The sequence below is a fragment of the Luteimonas sp. RIT-PG2_3 genome (assembly GCF_054902115.1).
Genome location: NZ_JBUBPF010000016.1, coordinates 23,241 through 49,745, shown reverse-complemented (window position 1 = coordinate 49,745; position 26,505 = coordinate 23,241). Strand labels below are relative to the sequence as shown.

General features: G+C 68.2%; 22 protein-coding genes. 3 read left to right on the top strand and 19 right to left on the bottom strand.

The window, feature by feature from the left end:
* Window positions 1–9: 9 nt before the first annotated feature.
* From ACYX7E_RS17595 to ACYX7E_RS17565, 7 genes are all read right to left on the bottom strand, one after another.
* A complete protein-coding gene (locus ACYX7E_RS17595; RefSeq protein WP_462081907.1) occupies window positions 10–648 on the bottom strand; it encodes a sigma factor in 639 nt (212 codons plus the stop codon).
* A 17-nt stretch (window positions 649–665) separates the two neighbouring features.
* Complete coding sequence (locus ACYX7E_RS17590; protein WP_462081906.1) at window positions 666–1,679, bottom strand: isoaspartyl peptidase/L-asparaginase family protein; 1,014 nt, start codon at window positions 1,677–1,679, stop codon at window positions 666–668.
* A gap of 157 nt (window positions 1,680–1,836) precedes the next feature.
* Entirely contained in the window at window positions 1,837–3,066 is a 1,230-nt protein-coding gene (locus ACYX7E_RS17585; RefSeq protein ID WP_462081905.1) for an ABC transporter permease, read from the bottom strand.
* The gene (locus ACYX7E_RS17580; protein WP_462081904.1) at window positions 3,063–3,773 is read right to left on the bottom strand and encodes an ABC transporter ATP-binding protein; all 711 of its coding nucleotides are present in this window, start codon (window positions 3,771–3,773) and stop codon (window positions 3,063–3,065) included. Before ACYX7E_RS17580 ends, ACYX7E_RS17585 begins: the two co-directional genes overlap by 4 nt.
* Window positions 3,770–5,299, bottom strand: a complete 1,530-nt coding sequence (locus ACYX7E_RS17575; RefSeq protein ID WP_462081903.1) for an efflux RND transporter periplasmic adaptor subunit — start codon at window positions 5,297–5,299, stop codon at window positions 3,770–3,772. Before ACYX7E_RS17575 ends, ACYX7E_RS17580 begins: the two co-directional genes overlap by 4 nt.
* Before the next feature lie 106 nt (window positions 5,300–5,405).
* Window positions 5,406–6,692, bottom strand: a complete 1,287-nt coding sequence (locus ACYX7E_RS17570; protein ID WP_462081902.1) for a sensor histidine kinase — start codon at window positions 6,690–6,692, stop codon at window positions 5,406–5,408.
* Between the two features lie 21 nt (window positions 6,693–6,713).
* The gene (locus tag ACYX7E_RS17565) at window positions 6,714–7,427 is read right to left on the bottom strand and encodes a response regulator transcription factor (RefSeq protein ID WP_462081901.1); all 714 of its coding nucleotides are present in this window, start codon (window positions 7,425–7,427) and stop codon (window positions 6,714–6,716) included.
* A gap of 217 nt (window positions 7,428–7,644) precedes the next feature.
* Between ACYX7E_RS17565 and ACYX7E_RS17560 the strand changes: the two genes are divergently transcribed.
* Complete coding sequence (locus ACYX7E_RS17560; RefSeq protein ID WP_462081900.1) at window positions 7,645–7,992, top strand: DMT family protein; 348 nt, start codon at window positions 7,645–7,647, stop codon at window positions 7,990–7,992.
* A 167-nt stretch (window positions 7,993–8,159) separates the two neighbouring features.
* Here the strand turns inward: ACYX7E_RS17560 and ACYX7E_RS17555 are convergent, their stop codons facing one another.
* The 5 genes from ACYX7E_RS17555 to nudE all read right to left on the bottom strand — a co-directional run bounded on the left by ACYX7E_RS17555 (window position 8,160) and on the right by nudE (window position 11,276).
* Window positions 8,160–8,459: an Mpo1-like protein gene (locus ACYX7E_RS17555; protein ID WP_462081899.1), complete on the bottom strand. Its 300-nt coding sequence runs from the start codon at window positions 8,457–8,459 to the stop codon at window positions 8,160–8,162.
* Between the two features lie 109 nt (window positions 8,460–8,568).
* Window positions 8,569–8,892, bottom strand: coding sequence for a YnfA family protein (locus tag ACYX7E_RS17550; protein ID WP_462081898.1), 324 nt, complete (start codon window positions 8,890–8,892; stop codon window positions 8,569–8,571).
* The gene (mazG, locus tag ACYX7E_RS17545) at window positions 8,889–9,707 is read right to left on the bottom strand and encodes a nucleoside triphosphate pyrophosphohydrolase (RefSeq protein ID WP_462081928.1); all 819 of its coding nucleotides are present in this window, start codon (window positions 9,705–9,707) and stop codon (window positions 8,889–8,891) included. The genes ACYX7E_RS17550 and mazG overlap by 4 nt, the downstream gene beginning before the upstream one ends.
* 185 nt (window positions 9,708–9,892) lie before the next feature.
* Window positions 9,893–10,735, bottom strand: coding sequence for a 3'(2'),5'-bisphosphate nucleotidase CysQ (gene cysQ, locus ACYX7E_RS17540; RefSeq protein ID WP_462081897.1), 843 nt, complete (start codon window positions 10,733–10,735; stop codon window positions 9,893–9,895).
* Window positions 10,725–11,276 carry an ADP compounds hydrolase NudE gene (gene nudE / locus ACYX7E_RS17535; RefSeq protein WP_462081896.1) on the bottom strand — a complete coding sequence of 184 codons (552 nt, stop codon included), beginning with the start codon at window positions 11,274–11,276 and terminating at the stop codon, window positions 10,725–10,727. Before nudE ends, cysQ begins: the two co-directional genes overlap by 11 nt.
* A 110-nt stretch (window positions 11,277–11,386) precedes the next feature.
* Here nudE and bioA point away from each other — a divergent pair, with 110 nt between their 5' ends.
* A complete protein-coding gene (gene bioA / locus ACYX7E_RS17530) occupies window positions 11,387–12,790 on the top strand; it encodes an adenosylmethionine--8-amino-7-oxononanoate transaminase (protein WP_462081895.1) in 1,404 nt (467 codons plus the stop codon).
* Window positions 12,781–13,518 (top strand): 16S rRNA (uracil(1498)-N(3))-methyltransferase, encoded by a 738-nt coding sequence (locus ACYX7E_RS17525; protein WP_462081894.1) that lies wholly within the window; start codon window positions 12,781–12,783, stop codon window positions 13,516–13,518. The genes bioA and ACYX7E_RS17525 overlap by 10 nt, the downstream gene beginning before the upstream one ends.
* A gap of 69 nt (window positions 13,519–13,587) precedes the next feature.
* On the opposite strand, the gene ACYX7E_RS17520 is transcribed toward ACYX7E_RS17525, so the two are convergent.
* The 7 genes from ACYX7E_RS17520 to pilG all read right to left on the bottom strand — a co-directional run bounded on the left by ACYX7E_RS17520 (window position 13,588) and on the right by pilG (window position 26,355).
* Window positions 13,588–14,070 carry a chemotaxis protein CheW gene (locus ACYX7E_RS17520; protein ID WP_462081893.1) on the bottom strand — a complete coding sequence of 161 codons (483 nt, stop codon included), beginning with the start codon at window positions 14,068–14,070 and terminating at the stop codon, window positions 13,588–13,590.
* Window positions 14,067–16,262, bottom strand: a complete 2,196-nt coding sequence (locus ACYX7E_RS17515) for a chemotaxis protein CheB (RefSeq protein ID WP_462081892.1) — start codon at window positions 16,260–16,262, stop codon at window positions 14,067–14,069. The genes ACYX7E_RS17520 and ACYX7E_RS17515 overlap by 4 nt, the downstream gene beginning before the upstream one ends.
* The gene (locus ACYX7E_RS17510; protein WP_462081891.1) at window positions 16,255–22,860 is read right to left on the bottom strand and encodes an Hpt domain-containing protein; all 6,606 of its coding nucleotides are present in this window, start codon (window positions 22,858–22,860) and stop codon (window positions 16,255–16,257) included. Before ACYX7E_RS17510 ends, ACYX7E_RS17515 begins: the two co-directional genes overlap by 8 nt.
* Window positions 22,861–22,963: 103 nt before the next feature.
* Window positions 22,964–24,985, bottom strand: a complete 2,022-nt coding sequence (locus ACYX7E_RS17505; RefSeq protein ID WP_462081890.1) for a methyl-accepting chemotaxis protein — start codon at window positions 24,983–24,985, stop codon at window positions 22,964–22,966.
* A gap of 42 nt (window positions 24,986–25,027) precedes the next feature.
* Window positions 25,028–25,573, bottom strand: coding sequence for a chemotaxis protein CheW (locus ACYX7E_RS17500; RefSeq protein WP_462081889.1), 546 nt, complete (start codon window positions 25,571–25,573; stop codon window positions 25,028–25,030).
* Complete coding sequence (locus tag ACYX7E_RS17495; protein WP_462081888.1) at window positions 25,570–25,941, bottom strand: response regulator; 372 nt, start codon at window positions 25,939–25,941, stop codon at window positions 25,570–25,572. The genes ACYX7E_RS17500 and ACYX7E_RS17495 overlap by 4 nt, the downstream gene beginning before the upstream one ends.
* 12 nt (window positions 25,942–25,953) lie before the next feature.
* A complete protein-coding gene (gene pilG, locus ACYX7E_RS17490) occupies window positions 25,954–26,355 on the bottom strand; it encodes a twitching motility response regulator PilG (RefSeq protein WP_462081927.1) in 402 nt (133 codons plus the stop codon).
* Window positions 26,356–26,505: the final 150 nt, after the last annotated feature.

The following is a 26,505-nucleotide window of genomic DNA, read 5'->3' as shown; positions in this document are numbered from 1 at the left end:
CTGCCCGGCTCAACGCCGCAGCAGCAGGGGATGTCCATCCGCGTCGTGCGTACCCAGGCCATCCATCCGGCGCGCGGACGCCAGCAGCGCACGACGCAGCACGCCGCGCTCCAGCACCATGTCGCGCGCCGGATCGATCCGCAGCGACAGCGGACGCAAGGCCTCGCGCACGCTGTCGGGCAGGGTCGCGACGCCACGCCGGACCACGGTCAGCCGTTGACGGAACGCAGCGGCGCGCAGTTGCAACAGCCATTGGATGTCCGCGGCCGACAGCCCGTGCAACACCAGCACCACGATCCGTCGCGCGGACGGCGGCAGGCACGCAAGCAACGACGCGAGCGCGGCGGATGACGGCGCATTGTCGTCGATCGATTGCCCGGGACAGCGGGACAACGCCCGCGAACCGTGCAGGTCGGCACCGAATCGGGTGTCGCGCTGCCGGCGCCGGCGAGCGCCACGGACCGCGAACGCCGCCTGTCGAGTCATCACCGCGTTGAGCCAGGCCGGTTCGCCCCGGCCCGCCTCCCAGGCGATCACCAGCACGTCCTGCAGCAGGTCCTCGGCCTCCTCGCGGCGCCGGGTCAGGCGCAGCGCGCGCGCGCGCAACTGCGCGACAAGTTCACCGCTGACGCCGGTGTACATCGGCATGCGGCCAAAGGTGCGGGTCAGTCGGTCTCGCCGAAGATCGCGGTGCCGCGGCTGCCATCGGGCTTGACCCAGCCCCGATACATGCCTGACGTGTTGAACGGCATCGCGATGTTGCCCTGGCGATCGAGCGCGATCGCGCCGCCGTCGCCGCCCAGCTCGGGCACGACCTTCATGATGACCTCGTCCGCGGCCACCTTCAGGCTGTCGCCGGCGTACTTCACGCGCGCGCAGATGTCATGGGCGACCGCATTGCGGATGAAGAACTCGCCCCAGCCGGTGCCCGACACGCCACATTCGACATCGGCCCATGTGCCGGCACCGATGATCGGCGAGTCGCCGACCCGGCCCCACTTCTTGTTGGTCATGCCGCCGGTCGACGTCGCTGCGGCAATATGCCCATGGACGTCGAGTGCGACTGCGCCGACGGTGCCGAAATACTTGCCCTTCAGGTTGCCGGCGTCCGCCGAGTGCGCTTCGCGTTGTTCGCGCGCCTGCGCGTCCTGCAGCTGCTTCAGTCGGGTCTCGGTGTCGAACCAGGTGTTGGGCACACGTTCCAGCGCCGGCTGGGCATCGGCGAACTGTTCGGCACCGGCACCGATCAGCATCACGTGTTCGGAATGCTCCATCACCGCGCGCGCCAGCTTGATCGGATTGCGGATCGTGGTGACGCTGGCGACCGCGCCGGCGCGCCGGGTGTGACCCTCCATGATCGAGGCATCGAGCTCATGCTTGCCCAGCGCGTTGTAGACCGCGCCCTTGCCGGCATTGAACCGCGGGTTCTCCTCGAGCGTGACGACGGCCGCCTGCACCGCGTCGAGTGCCGTGCCGCCGGCCGACAGCACCGCCTGGCCTGCCTGCAGGGCCTGGTCGAGCGCAGCGCGGATGTCGCGCTCCTCGCCGGCGCTCAGATCCTTGCGTTCGATGACGCCGGCGCCGCCATGGATGACGAGGGCGGTCGGGGAAGCAGGCTTGTCGGCGGCGTGTGCATTCATTGCGATCAGTACCAGGAAACAGGTGGTCAGCATGCGCATGTCGATGCGCTCCTCACATGGGTGAAGCGGCAGAGGATACCTGACCTGCCGTGCGTCCAGCGCACGCCGCTCCGTGCCTGGGCACGGAGCGGGGGCGGGGCGACCTGTATCGCCTGATGGCGCGGCCATCGCCGGGCCGCGGCCGTGGCAGCGCGCCCTACTGCTGGCGCAGCGCCTCGATCGGATCGAGCTGGGACGCCTTGCGCGCCGGGTAATAGCCGAAGAACAGTCCGGTGGCGATCGAGAATCCCGCCGCCAGCGCGATGATCTTGCCGTTCAGTTCGGTCGGCAACTCGCTGTAATGCCCGACCAGCAGGGCCCCGAGTACGCCGATCAGGATGCCGAGCGCACCGCCGATCAGCGAGATCAGCATGGCCTCGGCCAGGAACTGGCGCTGCACGTCCGAAGGCCCGGCGCCGACCGCCATGCGCAGGCCGATCTCGCGGATGCGCTCGGTCACCGACACCAGCATGATGTTCATGATCCCGATGCCGCCGACGATCAGCGAGATCGTCGCCACGGCGCCGAGCAGCAGCGACATCAGGCGCGTGGTCGCGGTACGGGTGGCGACGATCTCGGCCATGTTGCGGACCTGGAAGTCATCGGGATCGGCCGGACCGATCCGATGGCGCTGGCGCAGCAGCGATTCGATCTCGCCCTGCGCATAGGAAATGTCGTCGGCATTGGTCACCGCCAGCGAGATTTCCATGACCGCACGCGGCGGCAGCCCCATCGCTCCCATCAGGCGACGGCGTCCGGTTTCCAGCGGCACCATCATCACGTCGTCCTGGTCGCGGCCCCAACTGCTCTGGCCTTTGGGGCTCAGCGTGCCGACCACCGTGAACGGCACGCGGCCGATGCGGACGGTCTCGCCGATGCCGTTCTCGTCACCGAACAACTCGCGACGCACGGTTTCGCCGATCAGCACCACCTTGTCGTCGCCACCACCGGTATCGAACGCCTCGCCGTCGGCGACGGTCCAGCCATTGATGACCAGGTAGTCCGGATCCACGCCCTGCCAGCTGCTGGACCAGTTCTTCTCGGCATACACGACCTGGCTGCTGCCGCGCAGCGAGCCGGAGATGTACTGGACCTCGGGCACTTCCTCGCGGATCGCGTCCACGTCGGGCTGGCTCAGCGTGTAGAAGCTGCTTGCGCTCATGCGCACGCCGCCGGTGCTGCGCGGCACGTTGGGCGAGATGTCGAGCCGCTGCGAACCCAGGCCCGACACCATCTTGTCGATTTCCGCCTGCGTGCCCTGCCCGACCGACACCATCACGATGACCGCAGCGATGCCGATGATGACCCCCAGCGAGGTCAGGGCGCTGCGCATCCAGTTGCCGCGCAACGCGAAGATCGCCGTCCGCAGCACGTCGATGAAATTCATGCCGCGGCTCCTTCTACGTGCAGTTCGCCATCACGCATGACATAGGTACGATCGGCATGCGCCGCGACTTCGGCGTCATGGGTGATCAGCACCACGGTATGGCCATCGTCGCGCAGCCGCTTGAACAGCGCGAGGATCTCTTCGCCGGTCCTGGAATCCAGCGCACCCGTGGGTTCGTCGGCCATCAGGATCGGCGGGCTGTTGATCAGCGCGCGCGCGATCGCCACGCGCTGCTGCTGTCCGCCCGACAGTTCGCTGGGGCGATGGCCGGTGCGCGCGCCCAGGCCGACTGCCGTCAGCGCGACCTCGGCACGCCGCCTGCGCTCGGCCGGCGGCACCTGGGCATAGCCCAATGGCATCGCCACGTTCTCGAGCGCGCTCATGCGCGGCAGCAGGTTGAAGCCCTGGAACACGAAGCCGATCTTGTCGCGGCGCAGGATCGCCAGGTCTTCCTTGTCGAGCGTCGCCACGTCGACGCCGTCGCAGTGGTAGCTGCCCGACGTGGGCGTATCCAGGCAGCCGATCAGGTTCATCAGCGTCGACTTGCCCGAGCCGGACGGGCCCATGATCGCGACGAACTCACCGCGCATGATGCGCATGTCGACGCCACGCAGCGCGATCACTTCGGCCTCGCTGCCGGCGGCGTAGACCTTGCCCAGCGCACGGGTTTCGATGACCGGCACGTCGTTCGCAGGCTGCGGGATCATTTGACGGCACGCTCGCCGGTGATGACCTCGTCGCCTTCATTGAGTCCGCCAGACACTTCGGAACTGGTGCCGTCGCTGGCACCCACGCGGACCGGGACCGCCTCGCGCTTGCCGTTGACCAGGCGATACAGCGTGGTCCGGGTCGCGCCCAGCGAAGACGCCAGCGCCCGGTTCCACTGGCCCCGCTGCTCATCGCTGAGCAGTGCGGTGAAGTCGGCGAAGTCCTGCTGGAAGCGGTCCATCATGCGCTGGCGCATCTGCGCCTGCAGGTTGGCATCGCCGGAGCCGGCACGGATCACCATCGCACCGGGAGGACCACCGGGGCCCGGGCCACCGTTCGGGCCCGCCGAGGCGGCGCGCTCGCGCATCGCCTGCTGACGCTCGCGCAAGGCGGCGGTCGCGGCATCGAAGGCGGCCTGCTGCTCGGTCGAGAGTTTCATGCCGGACGCGACCTGCGCGAGGTCCTCGAGCATGCCGCCACCGCGCGCACCGCCGGCACCAGCCCCTGCACCCGGGGCCGCAACGGCCACGGTCTCGCTGTCGAGCGGCTTGTAGCGCATCGCGGCGTTGGACACCTTCAACACGCCCTTGCGGTTGCTGACCTCGATCTCGGCGTTGACGGTCAGGCCCGGCAGCAGGGTGCCATCGCTGTTGTCGACGCTGACCACGACCGGATAGGTCACCACGTTGTTGGTGGTGGTCGCCGACAGCCGCACCTGGTCGACGACGCCACGGAACTGGCGGTCCGGGAAGGCATCGGCGGTGAACGACACCGTCTGTCCGTTCTTGACCTGGCCGATGTCGGATTCGTCGACGGCAAGTTCGATCTTCATCTTGGCCAGGTCTTCGGCGATCTGGAACAACTCCGGCGCGGTCATGCTGGCCGCCACCGTCTGTCCGGGCTCGATCGAGCGCAGCAGCACGACGCCGTCCACCGGCGAGCGGATCACGGTGCGGTCGAGGTTGACCCGGGTCGTCTGCGTGGATGCGGTCTGCTGGCGGATCTGCGCTTGAGTGGCGTTGACCTGCGCACGCGCCTGGTCGAGCGCGGCGCGGGCCAGGTCGATGTCGCTCTGCGCGACCAGCCGCTGGTTGCCGAGGTCGGACTTGCGGCTGAAATCGAGTTCGGCATTGCGCAGTGTGGCGCGGGCCTGCGCCAGCGACGCCTGGGCGCTGGCGATCTGCGCCGAGCCCTGTTCGATCTGCGCCTGGTAGGTGCTGGGATCGATCCTGGCGATGATCTGGCCCTTCTCGACCTTGTCGTTGAAGTCGGCCAGCACTTCGGTGATCTGGCCGGAGATCTGGCTGCCGACGGTCACCGTGGAAATGGCCGACAGCGTACCGGTCGCGGAGATCGCCACCCGGATGTCGCCCTTCTCGACCTTGACGGTGCGGTAGGTCGACGCCTCGGTGGCATCCTTGGTCTTGAGCCAGTACCAGCCACCGGCGGCCAGTGCTGCAATGACCACGACGGGGACGAGAATGCGGGAAATGGTGCGCTTGCGGTTCGGCTGGCGGCTGCTCATGGGGCTCGACTGGATGGGCTGTCAGGCAGACTAACGCGCCGGCACCGATCCAGTTGACAGCAGGCCGCGCATCTTCGCAAAAAACCTGGCGAGCGACAGTCGCCGGTCAGCTGGCCAGTGCCGGGACGAAACGGATCGTCGCCGTGGTGCCTTTGCCGGGGGTGCTCTCATGGTGCACCGGCCAACCGAAGCGGTTGCCGAGGCGGCGGACGATGCTCATGCCCATGCCCTTGCCGAGCGGATTGAATTCGTCCGCGCGGAAGAACGGATCGTAGAGCCGCTCCAGCGTGTCGGCGCTCATGCCGATGCCGGTATCGCGCACGACCAGCCGGTCGGCCAGCAGTTCCACTTCCACCGACCCGCTTTCGGTGAACACACAGGCATTGCTGATCAGGTGCCCGATCATCACCGCCATGACGCCGGGCGGGGCCATCAGCCGTGGCGAGGCGGTTTCCACGAAACGGATCTCCACCGGCTTGCAGGCCAGCGACGGCCGCGCCTTTTCAATCTCGTCGAGGACGAGGTCGCGCAGATCGAACTCCTCGCTCTGTGGTGCGATGCCGCGCTCGCGCGCCAGGATCAGGAAAGCATCGATCAGCGATTCCATGTCGCGTCCGGCCTGCTGGATCCGCTGCAGCGAGCGCCGGGTATGGTCCGGGATCGCCGGATCGGACAGGGTCATGTCGGTGGCGACACGGATGACCGTCAGCGGTGTCCGCAGCTCGTGGCTGGCATCGCGGGTGAAATCGCGTTCGCGCTGCACGAAGCGCGACATGCGGCCGGCCAGTCCATGCAGTGCGTTCGACAGCGAACGGACTTCCTTGCTGCCGTCGCTGGCCAGCGGGAACGGCAAGGGCTGGCTATCGTCGTGCCGGGACGGATCCCAGGCGGCGACGTCTTCGGCCAGCCGGTTGATCGGCAGCACCATCCCACGCGATTGCCGGTAGGTCATCACGGTGATCAGGCCCACCAGCACCAGGCCGACGCCCATCAGCCCGAAGGCGGCCAGCCAGAACACGCGGTCGATCCGAGGCATCGCCAGCGACAGGTACAGGGTGCCGCCGGGCTGGCTGGTCACCAGCGCGGTCGTGGCCCCGCCGTCGACACGCGACAGCCCTTCCGACAGCGCGCGCAGCTTGGCCGGCACCGCCTGGTTGCTGGCATTGGCCGGCAGGAAATAGCCGTCCAGCAACGCGGTCCTGCTGAAACGGTGGCTGCTGTCGGTGGCCTGGGCGGCCCAGAAGCCGGAGGCCTCGGCCTCCAGCATTTCCTCGACCAGTGCGTTGCGCGCCAGCCAGGCCGTCAGCAGCACGCTGACGACCACGGCCACGAACGCCAGCAGTGCCTGACGGATGAAAGCGACGCGAATCCGTCGCGGCAGGCCCTGGGTCATCGATACACTCCGGCAGTCAGTTCAGACCGGCGTCTGGTCGATGTCGGCGATACGGTAGCCGGCACTCTGCACGGTATGCAGCAGCTGCTTGTCGTACGGCTTGTCGATGACCTTGCGCAGGTTGTAGAGATGGCTGCGCAGGGTATCGGAATCGGGCAGGCCGTTGCCCCAGATTTCGCGCTCGATCTCCTGCCGGTTGACCACCCGCGGCGACTCGCGCATCAGGATCGTCAGCAGTTTCATGCCGATCGGCGACAACTGCAGTTCGGTCCCGCCGCGGGTCGCACGCATGCTGGCCGGGTCCAGCACCAGGTCGGCCACCTTCAGGACCTCCGAACCCACCTGGCGACGCTCGCGACGGATCAGCGCGCGCAGCCGGGCTTCCAGTTCCTGGATTGCGAACGGCTTGGTCAGGTAATCGTCGGCACCCGACGACAGTCCGCTGAGCTTCTCGTCCAGCGTGTCGCGCGCGGTCAGCATCAGCACCGGCGTCGACTTGCGGGCCTCCTCGCGCAGCCGCTTGCAGACCTCGATGCCGTCCAGCCGCGGCAGCATCAGGTCCAGCACGATGACGTCGTAACTGTTCTCGACCGCCAGCCGGTAGCCATCCAGGCCATCGGACGCATAGTCGACTTCGAAGCCCCGGCTTTCCAGATATTCGCCGACCATCTCCGAGATATTGCGGTTGTCCTCAACGATCAGGACCAGCCCCCCCGTTTCCTGCATGGAACGCATCACCCACCTCCTCCACGAATCAGTCGAATCTTCAGCTTTGTGAAGACTGCCGGGAAGGGGGTGCACGGTGCGTGAAGACGCCATGGCGTGCACATCGCAAGGCGCGGTGGGCAGCGCAGACGGCAGGCAGGAAAGTCCTGCCGATGCGGGCGGGATCGCACCCGGGTGACCGCGAAACGCCTATCCTGCTTGCCGCCTCCACATCGCGCATTCCGCCATGTCCCCGATGATCGAACGCCTGCTGCCCATCGTCCTGCTGCTGGGCTCCAACCTGTTCATGACCTTCGCCTGGTACGGGCACCTGAAGTACAAGTCCTCGCCCCTGCTGCTGGTGATCATGACCAGCTGGGGCATCGCGTTCTTCGAGTACTGCCTGATGGTGCCGGCCAATCGCTGGGGCAGTGCGGTCTACTCCGCGCCGCAGCTCAAGGGCATGCAGGAAGTCATCACCCTGATCGTGTTCGCGGGCTTCTCGGCCTGGTACCTGGGCCAGCCGCTGAAGTGGAACCACTGGGCAGGCTTTGCGCTGATCGTCGTGGCGGCCTGGCTGATCTTTCTGGAGTAGGCGCGGGCGGCCGGGAATGGCGAACGATCCCGGCTTGCCGGTTCAGAACCTGATCCGGCCGGTGAGGATGCCCTTGAACATCACCCCGCCCTACATCGCACATCCCAACCGCGATGACGAATGCCGCGCGGGCGGCCGGGAATGGCGAACGATCCCGGCTTGCCGATTCAGAATCTGATCCGGCCGATGAGGATGTCCTTGAACATCACCCAATCCCCCACGAACGAATACAGCGGATGCTTGAACGTCGCCGGGCGATTCTTCTCGAAGAAGAAGTGGCCGACCCAGGCAAAGCCGTAGCCGCAGACCAGCGCCGCCAGCAACCACCAGCCGTTGCGCTGGAACAGCGCCGTCGCCAGCAGTACCAGCACGCCGCAACTGCCGATGAAGTGCAGCCGCCGCGAGACCCGGTTGCTGTGCTCGCTGAGGTAGAACGGATAGAACTCGCGGAAACTGTTGAAGCCCATGGCCTGCCTCTCCCGTATCGAGAACCCGCTGTATCGAAACCGTGTTGTACCACCGCGACGCGCGCGATTCGAGTCGGAGCCGAGGTCCGCGCGGGCGCGGGCAGCCGCGTCAGCCCACGCGTGGCGCGAACATGATCACCGCCATGCCGGCCAGGCACAGCGCCACGCCGAGCAGGTCCCAGCGCGAAGGCTTGATCGCATCGACGATCCACAGCCAGCCGAGCGCGATCGTCACGTAGACGCCGCCATAGGCGGCATAGACGCGGCCGGTGGCGGTCGGGTGCAGGGTCAGCAACCAGACGAACAGGGCCAGGCTCGCGGCGGCCGGCAGCAGCAACCAGGGGCTGCCCTGCTTGCGCAGCCACAGGTACGGCAGGTAGCAGCCGACGATCTCGGCCAATGCGGTCAGCGCGAACAGCAGCAGCGTCTTCACCGGTCGTCGCCGGCGCTATCGCGCTCCTGCGCCGATGCCTGCAGGCCCTGTTTGACGCGCTGCCAGTAGGCTTCCTGCTGGTCCAGCGTCAATGCCGCCAGCGTGGTGCCCTCGGCGGCGGCCATCGCTTCCATCGCGCGGAAGCGCTGCTCGAACTTGCGGTTCGCGCGACGCAGCGCGGCGCCGACATCCACCTTGGCATGCCGCGCCAGGTTGGCGGCGACGAACAACAGGTCGCCGATCTCGTCCTCGAGACGATCGCGTGCGGCCAGGTCGTCAGGATCGGCGGCGCAGGCAGCGAATTCCACGCGGACTTCTTCGATCTCCTCGTGCAGCTTCTCGATCACCGGCGCCGGGCCCGGCCAATCGAAGCCGGTGCGCGCGGCGCGGTTCTGCAACTTCACCGCACGCTGCCACTCGGGCAGGCCGCGCGTGATCCCGGCCAGCGCCGAGGTATCGACCTCGCCGGCGTCGCCGCGCTCCGCACGCTTGATGTCCTCCCAACTGCGCCGCACCGCCTCGGCATCGTCACGGTCGGCATCGCCGAACACGTGCGGGTGCCGGCGCAGCATCTTGTCGCTGATCGCGGCGACCACGTCGGGGAATGCGAACGCATTCTGCTCCTGCGCCATCTGCGCATGGAACACCACCTGCAGCAGCAGGTCGCCCAGTTCGTCCTTCAGTGCCGGGAGGTCCTGGCGGTCGATGGCATCGGCAACCTCGTAGGCCTCTTCGATGGTGTAAGGCGCGATGGTGCTGAAATCCTGCTGGATATCCCAGGGGCAACCGGATTGCGGGTCGCGCAGGCGCGCCATGATCGCCAACAGGCGCTGCAGGCTGCCTGGCGCCTCGCCATGGATGAACTCGTCTGTCGCTGTCTGCTGCACGCCGTGCTCCCGCAAAACCGTCATTCCGCATCGGTGTCCAGTATGCCGCAGCACCTGCTGCATCGAGGCGCGGAGAGACCGCGCACCACAACCGGGAAACGATCGTGCAGCGTCTACGCCGCGGCAGGCGGTCCCGCCAGCCAGTCGCGCCAGGGCAGCGCGGTATCGCCGAGCGCAAAGAAGTCGCCATTGAGCACGGTGTCGCGCTGGTTGTAGCGGAACGGCCGCCCATGTGGATCGAGCACCGCGCCGCCGGCCGCTTCGAGGATCGCCTGCCCGGCGGCGGTATCCCACTCGCTGGTCGGGCCGAAACGCGGATAGACATCCATGCCGCCCTCGGCCAGCCGGCAGAACTTCAGCGACGAGCCCAGGCCGATGCTCTCTACCTCGCCGATCCGCTGCATCAGCGCAGCGGTCCGCGGGTCCAGGTGCGAGCGGCTGGCCGCCACGCGCAGCGGCGCCGTTGCAGGCGTGCGGACATGGATCGCGCGCACGCCGTCGGCGTCGCAACGAAATGCCCCCGCGCCCGGCGTGCCATGCCACAGCACGTCGCCGACCGGCGACTGGATCACGCCGAACACTGGGACGCCGTGGTCGATCAGCGCGATGTTGACGGTGAACTCGCCATTACGCTTGACGAACTCGCGCGTGCCATCGAGCGGGTCCACGACCCACAGACGCGGCCATTGCCGGCGCCGGTCCGCGGTCACGGTGTCGGCCGATTCCTCCGACAGCACCGGGATCCCGGGCGTCAGCACGGCCAGTCCATCGACGATGCAGTGATGCGCCGCAAGATCGGCCGCGGTCAACGGGCTGGCGTCGGCCTTGCGCACGACGTCGAAATCGCTGTCGTAGACCTTCAGGATCGCAGCCGAGGCCTGCCGCGCAATGGCGATGACGCCGTCGCGGACGCCTTCGGCCAGCAGGCGGTCGATGGGCGTGCGCTCAAACGGCATGGTGTTTCAGGTAGTCGCGGACGATGAACAACGCAGCGATCGAGCGGCCTTCTGAAAAATCCTCGCGCAGGATCAGTTCGTGCAGCGCATCCAGCCGCCAGGGCACGACCTCCAGTTCCTCGGGCTCGTCACCGGGCAGCCGCTCGGGATACAGGTCGCGGGCCAGCACCAGCGTGGTCTGGTGGCTCATGTAGGTCGGCGCCAGCGTCAGGCTGCGCAGTGCCAGCAACTGGTGCGCGCCGTAGCCGGCTTCTTCCTTCAACTCACGGTTGGCGGCTTCGAGCGGGGTCTCGCCGGCATCGATGCGCCCCTTGACCAGTCCCAGCTCGTAGCGATGCACGCCGGCTGCGTACTCGCGCACCAGCAGGACGGTGTCGTCGTCGATCATCGGCACCACCGCAACCGCGCCGTGGCCGCGACCATGCAGGCGCTCGTACCGGCGGCGCTCGCCATTGGCGAACTCGAGGTCGAGCCGCTCCATGCGGTAGGGGCCGGCGTCGTGCTCGGTGATGCCGTGGATCGTGGGCAGGCGACGGGTCATGCGCAGGCGCCTGTGGTCGGACTCGAATCTGGATTCGGCGCCATCGCCGGCATACGGCCAGCGCGCGGCGCACCGGAGCAGGCCAGCCCGGAGAAGGGGATAATGCGGGGATGACAGACAAGTCTCACGATGCCTCCATTCTAAACGACAGCGACCGCTGGCGGTCGCGCGACCTGGCGGTGCTGTGGCACCCCTGCACGCAGATGCGCGAGCATCCCGACCCGCTGCCGTTGCTGCCGGTCGCCGGTGCCCAGGGTGCCTGGCTGCTGGGCCACGACGGCAGCCGCACGCTGGACGCGGTCAGCAGCTGGTGGGTCAACCTGCACGGGCATTCCGAGCCGAGGATCGCCGACGCCATCGCCCGCCAGGCGCGGACACTGGAACATGTGATCCTGGCCGGCTGCAGCCACGAGCCGGCGGTGGAACTGGCCGAACGCCTGCTGCAGATCGCGCCGCGCGAGCCGGGCCGCGCACCGCTGTCGCGGGTGTTCTATGCCGACAATGGCTCGGCCGCGGTCGAAGTCGCGCTGAAGATGGCGTTCCAGTGGTTCGGCAACCGCGGCGACGAACCGCGCCGCACCAAGTTCGTCGCCCTGCAGAACGGCTACCACGGCGAAACCATCGGCGCGCTGTCGGTCGGAGATATCCCGCTGTACCGCCGCGTCTATGCGCCGTTGCTGATCGAAGCGCTGTTCGCGCCATCACCGGATGCCTACCTGGCCCGTCCCGGCCAGAGCGCGCAGGGCTGTGCCGAAGACGCCGCCGATGCGCTGGCGCACCTGCTCGATGAGCATGCCGGCGAGATCTGCGCGTTGATCCTCGAACCGCTGGTGCAGTGTGCGGGCGGCATGCGCATGCACGACCCGGTCTACCTCAAGCGTGTGCGCGAATTGTGCGACGTGCACGGCATCTTCCTGATCGCCGACGAGATCGCCGTCGGCTTCGGCCGTACCGGCCGCATGTTCGCGTTCGAGCATGCCGGCGTGCAGCCCGACCTGCTGTGCCTGTCGAAGGGATTGACCGGCGGCTTCCTGCCACTGTCGGCGGTGCTGGCCACGGAGGCGATCTACGAAGGCTTCCTCGACGATTCGCGCGAACGCGCCTTCCTGCATTCGCACAGCTACACCGGCAACCCGCTGGCCTGCGCCGCCGCGCTGGCATCGCTGCGGATCTTCGACAGCGACGACGTGCTGGCGCGCAACCGGGGCACGGCCAGCAAGATGGCCGCCCTGGCGGCCCCGCTGGCCGCGCATCCGCATGTCGCCGAGGTCCGCCAGACCGGCATGATCCTGGCCATCGAACTGAGCCAGGACGGCAACCGCGCCACCCCGTTCGACCCGGCCCGCAGGATCGGCCTGCAGGCCTATCGCACGGCGATGGCCAACGGCGTGCTGCTGCGTCCGCTGGGCGACATCCTGTACTGGATGCCGCCGTACTGCATCGACGACGACCAGCTCGAGTTGCTGGCCAGCGTCACCGCGACCGCCATCGACGGAGCATTGGCATGCGCGTGAACCGCGTGCATGTCGCACTGCCGCTGGCCGTTGGCCAGCACCTCGCACTGCCCGAAGCCGCCGCCAATCACCTGGTCCGCGTGCTGCGCCTGCGCGAAGGCGACAGCTGCGTGCTGTTCAATGGCGACGGCCACGATTTCGACGCCCGCCTGCACTCGGTCGGCAAGCGCGAGAGCAAGGTCGAGATCGTCGGCCGCCGCGCCATCGACAACGATTCCCCGCTGCGCATCACCCTGCTGCAAGGCATCGCGCGCGGCGAGAAGATGGACCTGATCCTGCAGAAGGCCACCGAGCTCGGCGTCGCACGCATCGTGCCGGTGTTTGCGGAACGCACCGAAGTCCGCCTCGATGGCGAGCGCTTGCTGAAGCGCTCCGCGCATTGGCAGAGCGTCGTGGTGTCGGCCTGCGAACAGAGCTGGCGCACGCGCCTGCCACGGCTGGATCCAGCGACCGACCTGTCGTCGGCCGTCGTCGGCAGCGACGCCTCGTTGCGACTGCTGCTCGACCCCGAGGGCGAACACGCGCTGGCCACGATGCAGGCGCCGGTCGACGCGCAGCTGGTAGTCGCGATCGGTCCCGAAGGCGGCTGGTCTCCTCGCGATCGCGACGTGCTGCAGGCAGCCGGCTTCACCGGCCTGCGCCTGGGCCCGCGCATCCTGCGCACCGAAACCGCGGGCCTGGCGGCGATCGCCGCACTGCAGGCCAGGTTCGGTGATCTGGGGATCTAGCGCGGCAAGCCACCGCGCCGACCTGGTGCCGACCTGGCGCTGGGCTGCCCGCGCCAAATGCACCGCCGCTCAGGCCGACAAGGCCGCCTTGATCGAGGCTTCGATGCCATCGACATCGGGCACATAGGCCGGATTGTCGTTGAGGCGCACGCGGGCCAGCACGCCCGCCGGCAGTACCTCGCCGGCATCGGTCTCGTCGATCAGCGATGCGCGCGAGATCGTGACCAGGCGCGGGAATCCCTTGATCAGCAGCGCGAAGTACGGCACCAGCGCATTGCCCGACAGCGCCTTGAGCACGATGACCTTGCTGCCCAGCCCGCCCTGCTCCGCGCCCAGCTCGGCCAACGGCGCAAACGCCACCAGCGGCAAGCGCCAGCCGCGCCAGCGCAGGCGTCCCAGCAGCCAGTCCGGCGCGTTCGCGACCGGCTCGGGATCGGCATAGGACAGCACTTCGGAAATCGTCGCGTTGGGCAACAGCAATTGCGCCGCCTCGGTCTGGATCACGACACCGCGGATGTCGGTGACGGCTTCGGGCGATGTCAACACGGTCACCATGTCAGTTCCTCGGGCGCGCTGCGACCGGGGGCGTTCGGCGACGGCCAGCGATCGAACAGCAGCTGTGCCAGCCCCGCAGGCGATGCCGACGCACCGCCACGCGCCGCCAGTGCCTGCGCGGCGGTGGCGTCGTAGCAGCCTTCTTCGCTCTGCCCTGCCACCAGCGCCGCCTGCCAGTCGTCGCTGGTGGCCTGCGCGACCAGGCCGACATCGCTTCCACTGAGGAACAAAACCGCAGTGTCCTGCGCCGGCAGCGCCACCGGCAGGCCCGAGGTGTCCACGCCGTCGTCGACGCGCCGGAAGACCAGTTCGGACTTCTCGCGCTGCAATGCGAACTCCGGCGTCAGGAAGTAGATCGTGCCGGGCTCCGCCGCCAGTCCCTGCTGGGCCAGCAGCACCGGCAACCGCGCCGCACGCTCCATCTGGGTGACGAGGCGGTCGTAGCGGCCGCCATCCAGGCGCAGACGGACGAACACCGGGCGTGGAAAGCCTTCCGGAATCTCCGCCAGCAATTGCCGCACGGCATCCGGGCCACCGAGTCCGGCTTCGACCAGCACGCCACCACGCTGCGGTCCATGGCCATAGCTGTCGACATCGACCAGCGACAGGCCGGACAGCAGGCCGTCGAGTGCGGGGGGCGGCGCAGCCTGAGCGGCCGGTGTGGTTGCGGCAGGCGCCGCGGCATCGTCCGCCAGGCTCAAGCCGCTGAGATCGAACTCGCGGACGACGCGCGCGATGGCACTACCGCCGAACGGGGCATCGCCATCGATGTCGGCGAGCTGCAGTCCGCCTGCGGGTCGACGCGCTTGGCCAGATGCGCCTTGACCAGGTGCTTCTGGACTATGTGCCTGCTGGCCTTGCTGCGCCGGCGCGCGGTCATCAGATGCAGTGTCATCGGCCATGCGGTCATCCGCGCTGCGCGAGGTGGGCTCTGTCGGCATGTCGTCGTCATCCCTTGCTGCGATCGCGGGCACGTCGTGCCCGTCCGTCTCTTCCCGCGCCTGGAACGCCAGGCCGGCCACCGCCTCGATCAGCCCGGCATCCAGCCCCGACGTGGCGGGGTCGTACTCCGGCGCGACGTCATCGACCAGCTCCAGGGGTGCCAGCCCGGCTGGCGCATCCCAGGAGGACACCGGGATCGCGTCGACCTGCGACCCCGTAGCCGACCGCGCGCCGGCGTCATCCGGGGACGTGGCGGCGACAGGGTGCTGGAGCGCATCGACCACGGCATCGCGCGCCTCGCCCGCAATATCCGTGTCGGCATCCGCCAGTTGCCAGTCGCTCCATTCGAATTCGCCGAAACGGCTGGGTGCGAGCGCGCCCGCATCGTGGTCGCCGGCATCTGCGTCTGCGTGCGCGCTCCCGGTGTCCGTCTCGATCCAGTCGCCACGTTCGAGGACGATCTGGTCGGGTTCGAGTGCAGCGGGCTCAAGCGGGTCCGAGGCGACGAGGCCGTGCTCGACCGTGCCTGTTTCAGTCGTGCCTGCCTCGATCGCATCGGCTTCGATCGCGTCGGTTTCAATGGCATCGGGCCTGCCTGCGTCGAACGCGCTCTGTTCCAGCACGCTGCGATCGAAGGTGATGCCGGCGGGAACCGGCAGGATCGATGCCGCCGCGTCGTCGCCGGACGGATCCGGTTCGTCGCGCAGCATCAGGCCATCGTCCAGCAGCCCCTGAACACCTGCGACGCCACTGTCGCGCGGGACGTCGCCGGCATGCTGCTGGGCCTCGTCGGCGAACGCCGCGATCGCGCCGGCAAGGTCGGCGACTTCCGCGCGTGGCGGCAGCGGACCCGGCGAAGGCCGCAGGTCCTGCTCGAGGTCCGCACCGGGCGGCAGCACATCGTCATGCCGATGCAGCTTGGCCGACAGGTGTCGCAACCAGCGCGCGGCGTCCCAGCCGACGCGCTGCATCGCCAGCTCGGCCTCCTCGAAGATCACCATGTAGGCCGGCTCGGCCAGCAGGCCCTCGTATCGCTCCAGTGCATCCTCGATCGACGCATCCAGTGCGACCAGGATCGCCTGTGGCGTCGCGTCGCGAACCTCGTCCGGTGAGCTGTGCCGGGGGTCGGCCATGATCACCACTTCGGCACCCGCTTCGCGCAGCGCCTCGCCGATGCGGTCGCGGGCATCGCCCTCGCGCGCCAGCAGCGCGACGCGCGGGCCCATCTCGGAGATCGCATTATTCATCGCCGCGTCCCATGCCCAGCATTTCGAACACGTTCCGCAACAGTTCGTTTTCCTGGTACGGCTTGCCGAGGTAACGCTCGACGCCGATCTCGAAGGCGCGCTGGCGGTGCTTCTCGCCGGTCCGCGAAGTGATCATCATGATCGGCACGTCCCGCAGCAGCGGCTCGCCCTTCATCTCGATGGCCAGCTCGTAGCCGTCCATGCGCGGCATCTCGATATCCAGCAGCACCAGGTCGGGCACGCGCTCGGCCATGCGCTCGAGGGCATCGACGCCATCCTTCGCGGTCACCACCTCGAACTGATGGCGCTCGAGCACGCGTCCGGTGACCTTGCGCATCGTCACCGAATCGTCGACCACCATCACCAGCGGCACGCGTTGCGGCGCAACCTCGACCTCGGCGACCGGCGCGATGTCGCGCGGCTGCAGGATCTGGCGGCGCACCAGCGGTGCCACGTCCAGGATCACCACCACACCGCCGTCGCCCATGATCGTCGCACCGAAGATGCCGGGCACCGACGCCAGCTGCGGGCCCGCCGGCTTCACCACGATCTCGCGGTTGCCGACGATGCTGTCCACGGCCACCGCCGCGCGCAGCTCGCCTGCGCGGATCAACAACAGCGGCATCTGCAACTGCCCGTCCGCCTTGACCCCGGCCTGCCCGACCAGGTGGCCGAGGTCGTGCAGCACGTAATCCTCGCCACCGTAATTGAAGCTACTGTCGGCCTGTTCGAACTGCGCGCGCGAGATACGGCCGACGCCACGCACCGAGGCGATCGGCACCGCGAACTGGGTTTCGCCGATCCGCACGAACACCGCCTGCGTGACCGCCAGGGTCTGTGGCAGGCGCAGCGTGAACGTGGTGCCTTCGCCGCGGCGGCTGGCGATATCCAGCGATCCGCCCAATTGCCGGACTTCGCTGGCCACCACGTCCAGGCCGACGCCGCGTCCCGCGAGACGGCTGACTTCGCTGGCGGTGCTGAAGCCAGGTTCGAAAATCAGCGCATCGAGTTCGCCTTCACTGGCCGTGGCATCGGCGCGGATCAGGCCACGCTCGATCGCACGCAGGCGGATCGCGTCGCGATCGAGCCCGGCGCCGTCGTCGGCGATCTCGAGCACGACTTCAGAGCCTTCGCGGCGGACCGCGACACGGATCGCACCTTCCTCGGGCTTGTCCTGCCTGCGGCGCTCGTCCGGATGCTCCAGGCCGTGCGCGACCGCATTGCGCAGCATGTGCTCCAGCGGCGCGGTCATGCGTTCGAGCACGTTGCGATCCAGCTCGCCCTGCGCACCCTCCAGGCGCAGTTGCACCTGCTTGCCGGTCTCGCTGCTGGCCTGGCGCACCACGCGGCGCAGTCGCGGCACCATGGTCTCGAACGGCACCATGCGCGTGCGCATCAGGCCTTCCTGCAGGTCCGAGCTCACGCGCGACTGCTGCAGCAGCAGGGTTTCGTACTGGCGCGTCAGGTCGTCCAGGGTGCCCTGCAGACTGACCAGGTCGGTCGACGACTCGCCCAGCGCGCGCGACAGCTGCTGCAGGTTGGAGAAGCGGTCGAGTTCGAGCGGATCGAACGTGGGGTCGGCGGTGTCCTGCTCGCGCTGGTAGCGGGCGACGATCTGCGCTTCGGTTTCGATGTCGAGGCGGCGCAACTGGTCGCGCAGACGGGTATTGGTCTGCTCCATCTCGGTCATCGCACTGCGGAACGCACCGACCTGCTGCTCCAGTCGCGCGCGATAGATCGCGACTTCGCCGGCATAGGTCACCAGGCGATCCAGCAGGTCGGCACGGATACGGACCTGCTCCTGCGGTGTGCGTGCACTGATGTCGTCATCGTCGAGCGACAGGCTGTCGTCGATCGGCTGCGACAGCGGCTTGAGTTCGACGCGCGCCTGCTGCGCGGGCTGCGGCGTTTGCGGCTGTGGCTGCGGTGACGCCTGCGCAGCTGCCGGCTGCAGGGAAGACGGCGGTGGCGCCGTCTCGGCCTGCATCTGTGTGGCTTGGCCTTGCGTGGCCTGCGTGAACGGCTGGCCGTCCGCGTCGACGCCACGCGAGCGTGCGTCGAACCACTGGCTCAGCGCATGCGAGGCACCGACCGCCTGGCGCGCCGCCACCCGCGTGGTCATCGCATGCAGCCGGTCGAAGCCACGTTCGAGCAGCGGGATGCCGTCGCGGCCCAGCTCGCAACGCTGTTCGACAACGGCCTCGAGCAGCGATTCCATTGCATGCCCCAGCTCGCCGATGGCGAAGATGCCAGCCATGCGCGCGCCACCCTTCAGCGTATGCAGGTCGCGCTGCAGGCCGATCAGGGGCTCGCGTTCGCCCGGGGATTGCTGCAACTGCGCGATCATGCCGTCGGCATGATCGAGTAGGTCGAAGGCTTCCTCGACAAAGATGTCGACCAGTTCAGGGTCCAGCCCGGTAAGGTCGAGCGGCTCATCGGGATCTTCCGGCGACGCCGGCAACGCAGCGGCGATGCTGCCATCCGCCGTTGGAGCGGTGACGACATCGGCGGCCGCGTCGGCATTCGCAGATACGATGTCAGCATCGCTTGCCGCAGGCGCGCCGGGGGACCCGGCATGCCCTGCTTCGCCCACCGCTTGCGCAGTGGCGTCTACGGCCGACAAGTCGTCCGCCGCAGCCTCTTCAGCAGCGGCGAGCGCGACCAGCGCCAACCGCTCCTCCTCCATCCGCAACATGTCCTGGAATTCGCGCTCGCGCAGTGCGGCGAGGCGCTCTGCTTCAAGACGATCTGCTTCAAGACGATCTGCTTCAAGACGATCTGTTTCAAGACGCTCGGTTTCAAGGCGCTCTGCCTCGACGCGCTCTGATGCAGGACGTGCCGCTTCGCGCTGTCCCGCTTCAAACTGCGATGCTTCAAGCTGTGATGCTGCGTGCTGTTGTTCGGCGAACTGCTGCAACGCCAGTCGCCCGGCCTCCAGTTCCCCGGCCTCGAAGCGCTCGGATTCGAGGCGTGCAAGTTCGAGCTGCGCGATCTCGATGCGGTCGTTGTCGGGCTCGCGTGCATCCTGCGAGGCCGCCGCCGGAGACGCGTCCTGCGCCACCGTGTGGTGGTCGGGCGCGGGCTCTGCCAGATCGTCGGCAAGGTCCTGCCCTGGCGCGGGATCGCCGAAGTCCACAAGCGCGCTACCTGCCCGCGCATCGAGCACGGCGACCACCTCATCCAACGCGTCCTGCTGCAGGCCTTCTGCGGGCGTGGCCTCCGGCGGCACAGCAACCGCATCCGCAACGCCATCCGCCACCGGCTCAGTCGTTGAATCGTCTGGCGATGATTTTGCTGGCGCCTCGGTCAGGTCTTCCGCCAGATCGAGCGTCAAGTCGTCCAGCAACAGGCCGTCGAGCACTGAGGCTGCGTCGATATCGGTCAGCGCAATGCTGTGGTCGAGTTCGTCATCGTCGTCTTGGTCGGCGTCCTCGTCCAGATCCAGCCCGGAAGCCAGCCCCGAATCCGGATCGCGCGCAAAGTCTGCCCGCGCGTCGAAGCGCTCGTCGGCGCCCTCGTCAAGCACGCGGCCTTCAAACACGCTGTCTTCAAGCACGCGACCTTCAAACACGCCGTCGTCCAACATGCCGTCGTCCAACATGGGCTCGTCGGGCATCCGCGGCGAGGACCCGTCCTCGTCGATGTCCATCGGCATCGAGTTCGACACTTCCGGCAGGCTGTCGCGCAATGCGGACAGGCGCTCCGCCAGCGGATCCTGTGCGGCCAGCGCGGGCGAGGCTTCGTGCAGGATGGCCAGCGTGTCGCGCACGACCGTGCTCAACGCCGCCAGCGCGGACACCGCTTCATCGCTGGCCTGTCCGGACGACGCCAGCAGGCGTCTTGCGTAGGCTTCGGCCGGGCCCAGCACACTGTTGATGACCGGCACTTCGGTCATCGCGAACGCACCATTCATCGTGTGCAGCGCGCGCAGCAGGCCGTCGCTGCCGGCCGCGCTGCCTTCGCGCGCCCCAGCCAGCCATGCGTCGACGGTCTGCAGGTGGCCGGTCACCTCGGCATCGAGGATCTCCAGCAGCATCGCATCGACCCTGGCCGGGATCAGTTCCGCAGCAGGCGACGCCAGCGCGGCCGCCTCCGCCGCGACCACGGCCGCCGCGGCCATGTCGGCGGCCACCACCGCGGCGCCCGCCGCCTGCACGGCATCCATCGCCGCCTGCGCAGCACGCACCGGCTCCACCGGCATGCCCTCGTCGCCAGCCGCGATGCGCTCGGCCGAGGCCTGCATGGTGTCGAGGTCGACGGTGATCGCCGCTTCGCCACGCAGCGCCGACTGCAGTTCCGGCAAGGTGTAGAACGCCTGGTCCACCATCGCGACAACCGCCGGGCTGGCCGGACGCTTGCCGTCGCGGACCTGGTTGAGCATCGCCTCGATCTTCCAGCTGAACTCGCCCAGCACGTCCGCGCCGACCAGGCGGCCGCTGCCCTTCAGCGTATGGAACACCCTGCGGATCGGCAGCAGGCGTTCCATGTTGTCGGGTTCCGCACGCCAGGGGGGCAACAGGCGGTCGAGGTTGTCGATCTCCTCGGCGAACTCTTCGAGGAAGACTTCGCGGATCTCATCGTCGATCTCGTCGCCGGTCTCGGCGAAGCCGCCGCGCGCCGGGACGGCTGCGGCCGGCGTCGCGGGGAGTGGATCAGCGGATGCCTGGCGGTCATCCGTCTGTCCGGGATGCGATGCCTCGGCCGAGCCGGCACCCGCCGCGACACCTTCACCCGCTTCAGGCGTTGTCGTGGGTGCAACGGCATCACCCGCATCTGCGATGGCGGCCGCGTTGCGCTCGCCGCCCTGACCGGTGGAAACAACAGGCGTGTCGTTGACCGAAGACGCAGCAGATGGCGCCGGTGCCATCGCGACATCCGCCTCGGGCAAGGGCCAGTAACCCAGCGTCTCCAGGCTCTGCCGGGTGATGTCGAGGATGTCGTTGCGGTTGCCGCGTTGTTCGCGCAACGCTTCGAGGTAGTATTCTAGGCTCGCCAGCGCATCGGCGAAGGTGTCGAGCTGGCGCCCGTTGGGCACGCGACGGCGCGCCAGCAGTTCGCGTTCGGTGTACAGGCGCACGGCCGTCAGGTAATCGGCAGCGACCGGCAGCTCCAGCATCGTCAAGGCGCCCGACACTTCCTGCAGCAGTCGCGGCACCTGGACCAGCTCGTCATGCTTCCAGCTGGTCTCAACGAAGGCGACCAGCGCGTGGCGGGCATCGGCGAAATTGGCGATCGCCTCGCGCACGATGACCTCGACGATGCGCTGGGTCTCGGCGGCTGCAAGGTTCTGGCTGTCGCTGTCTTCATCGCTGTCGACCAGCCGCTCGACCTGGTCGTCGAGCGTGGCATCGACGTACAGCAGCGCGCCCGCGACATCCAGCAGTGCATTCTCGTCGGCCGGCTTGTGGCCATTGACGATCGCCTGCATCGCGTCGCGCTGCTGCTGCACGACGCCACGGGCCACGCCCAGGCCGAGCATGCCCAGCGTATCGGCGACGCGTCCGAGCGATTCGATCTGCGGCACCAGCACTTCGGTGTCGTCCGCGCCGGTGCGCAGGTGCAGGTCGAGCGCATCCTTGACGCGCAGCAGGTCCTCCTTGACCGCCGCCGACACCGTATCGAGCAGCGCGCGATTGCGCCCGCTCAGGCTGCCGCGGGCATGGTCGATCTCGGATGCCGTTGGCAGCACGTCGGACAGATCGAAGGTCCGCCGCAGTTCCGTCAGTGCAGGATGCGCGGCGTCGCTGTGGGCCACGTGGTACAGCAGTTGCCGCGTCGGTTCGAGCGCCGATTCGGCGCGTGGCAGGCCGAAGCCATCGTCTTCGAAGATGCGGCGCGCTTCGCGTTCGACGCTGGCGAAGATGGTCTGCAGTTCCGCGGTGACCGGCACAGCGCCGGCGCCGATCGCGCGTGCGACCTGCGCGCCGACCCACAACATGCGCCGCGTCGGCACCGCCTGCACGTGTGCCATCAGCGCGTCGAGGGCATCGGCCAGAACACCGGCATCGGCCGGGCCGTCCGACTCCGACCACGTCGAGACCTGGGCATGCACGCTGGCCAGCAGCGACTGCAGCGCCTGGTCGGGCTGGGCGTCGGACGCTGCAGGGATTGCGGCGGCCCCGTCGACGGAGGGCAAAGCGCTGGACGGCAACGGGCGTTCCAGGTCCGGCGAGAACAGCATGCTCTCGCTGAGCCCGGTCTCGCCGCGCGCGGCGCGCAGTTCGTTGAGCAGCGGCAGCAGGACGATCGGGATGTCCTTGTGGCCGCTGTGCAGGCGCTCCAGGTAATCGGGCAACTGGAACACGCCGCGCAGCAATGACGCGCAGGCAGCCTCGCGATCGTAGACCTTGTCGTACTGCAGCGCCTTGGCCAGCAGCTCCAGTTCCTCGGCCACCATCGCCGGCGCATACAGTTCCACCATGCGCAGCGTGCCCTGCACCTGGTGCAGGTAACCGGCGCAGAACCGCATCCGGCTGGTATCGCCGGGATCGTCGACGAAGCCCTCGAGTTCGATCCGCGCCTGGCGCAGCGTCTCGTCGAGCTCGGGCTTGACCCAGCCAAGCGCGGTGTAGTCGATGGCGTCGCGCAACGCGGTCATCGAGGCCCCCTGCCGGGCAGGAAGGCGGGGCAATGCACGCGGATGCGCATCGACGGCATACGGCCTGGAGACATCGGGATCATCGCCCTGTCTGCTCCGAGGCTCAGGCCGGCAGCTTGAAGTCGGCGACCGAGCGGCGCAGGTCGGACGCGAGCTGCGCCAGCGTGCCGATCGACTCCGCGGTGTGGTTGGCGCCCTGCGACGTCTGCGCGGTGATCGACTGGATCGTGTTCATCGCACTGGTGATGTTGCTGGCGGCGGCCGACTGCTGCTGGGCCGCACTGGAGATGCCTTCGATGAGGTCGGCCAGGCTGGTCGACACGCTCTCGATCTCGCCCAGCGCGGTGCCGGCGTCCTCGGCCAGGCGCGCGCCGGCGACGACTTCGGACGTGGTCTGCTCCATCGAGCTGACCGCTTCGTTGGTATCGGCCTGGATCGTCTGCACCAGGGTCTCGATGCGCTTGGTCGCGCTCGAGGCGCGTTCGGCGAGCCGCTGCACTTCGTCGGCCACCACCGCGAACCCGCGTCCGGCCTCGCCGGCCGAAGCCGCCTGGATCGCGGCATTCAGCGCCAGAATATTGGTCTGCTCGGAAATGTCGTTGATCAGTTCGACGATCGAGCCGATTTCCTGCGAGCTCTCGCCGAGGCGCTTGATGCGCTTGGAGGTTTCCTGGATCTGGTCGCGGATCGAATCCATGCCGGCGATCGTCTCGCGCACGACCCCCGCGCCCTTGGTCGCGATCCGCACCGAACGCTGGGCGACGTCCGCCGACTCGGCGGAGTTGCGCGAGACCTGGTTGATGCTGGTCGCGATCTCGCTGATGCGGTCGGTCGCGGAATTGATTTCCTGCGCCTGGTGTTCCGCCGCCTCGGCCAGGTGCATCGCCGTGGCCTGGGTCTCCTGGGCGCTGGACGCCACCTGCACCGAGGTGTCGTTGATCGTCTGCACCAGGCTGCGCAGCTGTTCGACCGCGAAGTTGATCGAGTCGGCGATCGCGCCGGTCATGTCCTCGGTCACCGTCGCCTTGACCGTCAGGTCGCCTTCGGCCAGCGAGCCCATTTCATCCAGCAGGCGCATGATCGCCTCCTGGTTGCGGTTGTTGAGCTCCATGGTGTTCTCGTAGCGCTCGCGCTGCGAACGGCCCAGCGACAGCCACAGGCCGATGCCGGCGATCAGTGCGAGCAGGCCCGAACCGATGCTGATCCACAGGTTGCCCAGCAGGCTGGTGTCCTTCAGCGAACCGAAGGCGGTCACCGCGGCCAGCAGGTCGGCACTCTGCGACAGCAGCGTGTTGGAGCCGGCGGTCAGCGACGAGGCCGCCGACTGCGCGCCGAACAGGTTGGCCGAGCTGCCCAGGATCGCATCGAGATCCTTCTTGGCGCCCTGCCATTGGGACTCGGCCTGCGACAGCGCCGACAGCGCGCCGGCATTGCCCAGCGCCTGCACGTTCATCGCCTGGTCGCCGCCGCGCAGGCCCGCCAGCACCTGCTCGAACACGCCGGCATCGCGGGCTAGCGCGTCGCCGGCCATGCTGGCACCATCGCCGCCGGCCTGGATCTCGGTCACCCGGCGCGCCATGTTGCCGGCCAGCACCACCTGCCGCAGCGCGATGTACACCTGCGAGGACGGCGAACCGCTGGCCGACATCGCACGCACCACTTCATCGAGCTGGGCCTGCAGCTGCGGCACCTGCTGGCTGAAGCGGGTGGCGTGGTCGGACAGCGACAGCACCGACGATTCGCTGGCGACCACCTGCTCGGCCTGCTTGCCCAGCGTCGCCCAGGTCTCGCTGACGGTGCGGATCGGCCCGGCGACATCGGGGGTGGTCCCGAAGTTCGCATTGAGGTCCTTGACGTCGCCGTCGATGCTGGCCTTGGTGGCCTTGAACTGGGCGAACGCCGCGGCATCGCCGGCGACCGCCTCGCGGCCCTGATTCGCCAACCGCTGCGAGTTCACCTGCAGGTTGGACGCGGCCGTGCTGGCGCCGCCGACCCGCGAGGCCTTCAGCGTGCCATAGGCGGTGTTGGCCAGCAGCACCAGGCCCGCGACGATCAGCAACGTCACCCAGAACTTCACGCCCAGGGAGCGGCCCCTGCCTGCGATTGTGTCGACCACGCTGCTCATGCTTCGCCTCTTTGACCTGCGTCTTGTAGCTGGATGCGGCGCTTACGCCGCGGCTTGTCTGAATTCCGGAGTGCGTGCGAGCCGATGCAGGCTGAACACCCCCCAGATCTGATCGTCGACCCGGAAGGCGCGATCGATGAAATGCCCGTAGCGGCCGTCGGCGACCGGACCGGCCGGGGCCGCGTCGGCTTCCTGGAAGCCGCGCTGGCCGAACAGTTCGTCGATGGTCACCGCGACATCGCCGCCGGGCTGGCGCACGATCAGCACCCGCTGCGATTCGCTGACGACGGTGCGCTCGCCTTCCAGAAACAGCTTGAGGTCGACCACCGGCAGCAGGTTGCCGCGGATGTTGGAGACGCCCAGCAGCCAGGGCTGCGCGCCCGGGACCGGCGTGACCTGCGGCAGCGGCAGGATCTCGACGACCTCCTCGAAGTCCGACGCCAGCCGGTGCCGCCCGACGCGATAGCCCAGGCCACGCCACAGGCCGGGCGCATCCAGTTGTTCCGGCAGACCGGCCACGTGCGCCAGGCTGCGGCGCTCGTAGTCGGCCAGCAGGTCGAACGGATGCGCGCGATCGTGTGCGCTCATGCCACCCCGCCCAGCAACTGGCTGATCTCGCCGATCAGGGCCTGCTCGTTCGGCGGCTTGACGATGTAGCCGCGCGCGCCCTGGCGCAGTCCCCAGGCACGATCGGTGTCCATGCCCTTGGTGCTGACGATCAGCACCGGGATCTCGCTGGTCTGGCTGTCGCGCGACAGCGCGCGGGTGGCCTGGAAGCCGTTCATGCCCGGCAGCACGACGTCCATCAGCACCACGTCGGGTCGCTCGCGCTTGCACAGCGCGATGCCGTCCTCGGCATTGAGCGCGGACAGCACCTCGTGGCCGTAGCGTTCCAGCAACAGGGTCAGCACCGCGGTATCGGTCGGAGAATCCTCGATCAACAGAATGCGTGCCATGGCCGGCTCCGATCAGGCGTGGACGTGCGTACGGATCGCGGCGAGCAGTTCTTCGCGCGTGAACGGCTTGGTGACGTACTGCTCGGAACCGACGATGCGTCCGCGCGCCTTGTCGAACAGGCCATCCTTGGACGACAGCATGATCACCGGCGTGTGCTTGAAGACATGGTTGTTCTTGATCAGGGCGCAGGTCTGATAGCCATCCAGGCGCGGCATCATGATGTCCACAAAAATGATCTGGGGGCGCTGGTCGGCGATCTTGGCCAACGCCTCGAAACCATCCGTCGCCGTCACGACCTGGGCCCCCTCGCGCTTGAGCAGGGTCTCGGCGGTACGCCGTATGGTTTTCGAGTCGTCGATCACCATCACCCGCAGACCCGAGAGGCTGCCAGTGCCGTTGTCGTCTTGCGTCATCTTGGTCTTCCCCTGTGCGCGATGCTTCGTGACTGCCGACACCGCTGCAATCGCTCTTATATCCCAGTCCGGCGCGGCACTGTCAAGTTTGGACCCGCAGGATTGCATACGCCGTCCTGGTTGCGGGTTAAGCGGGCGCGATGACCCGAC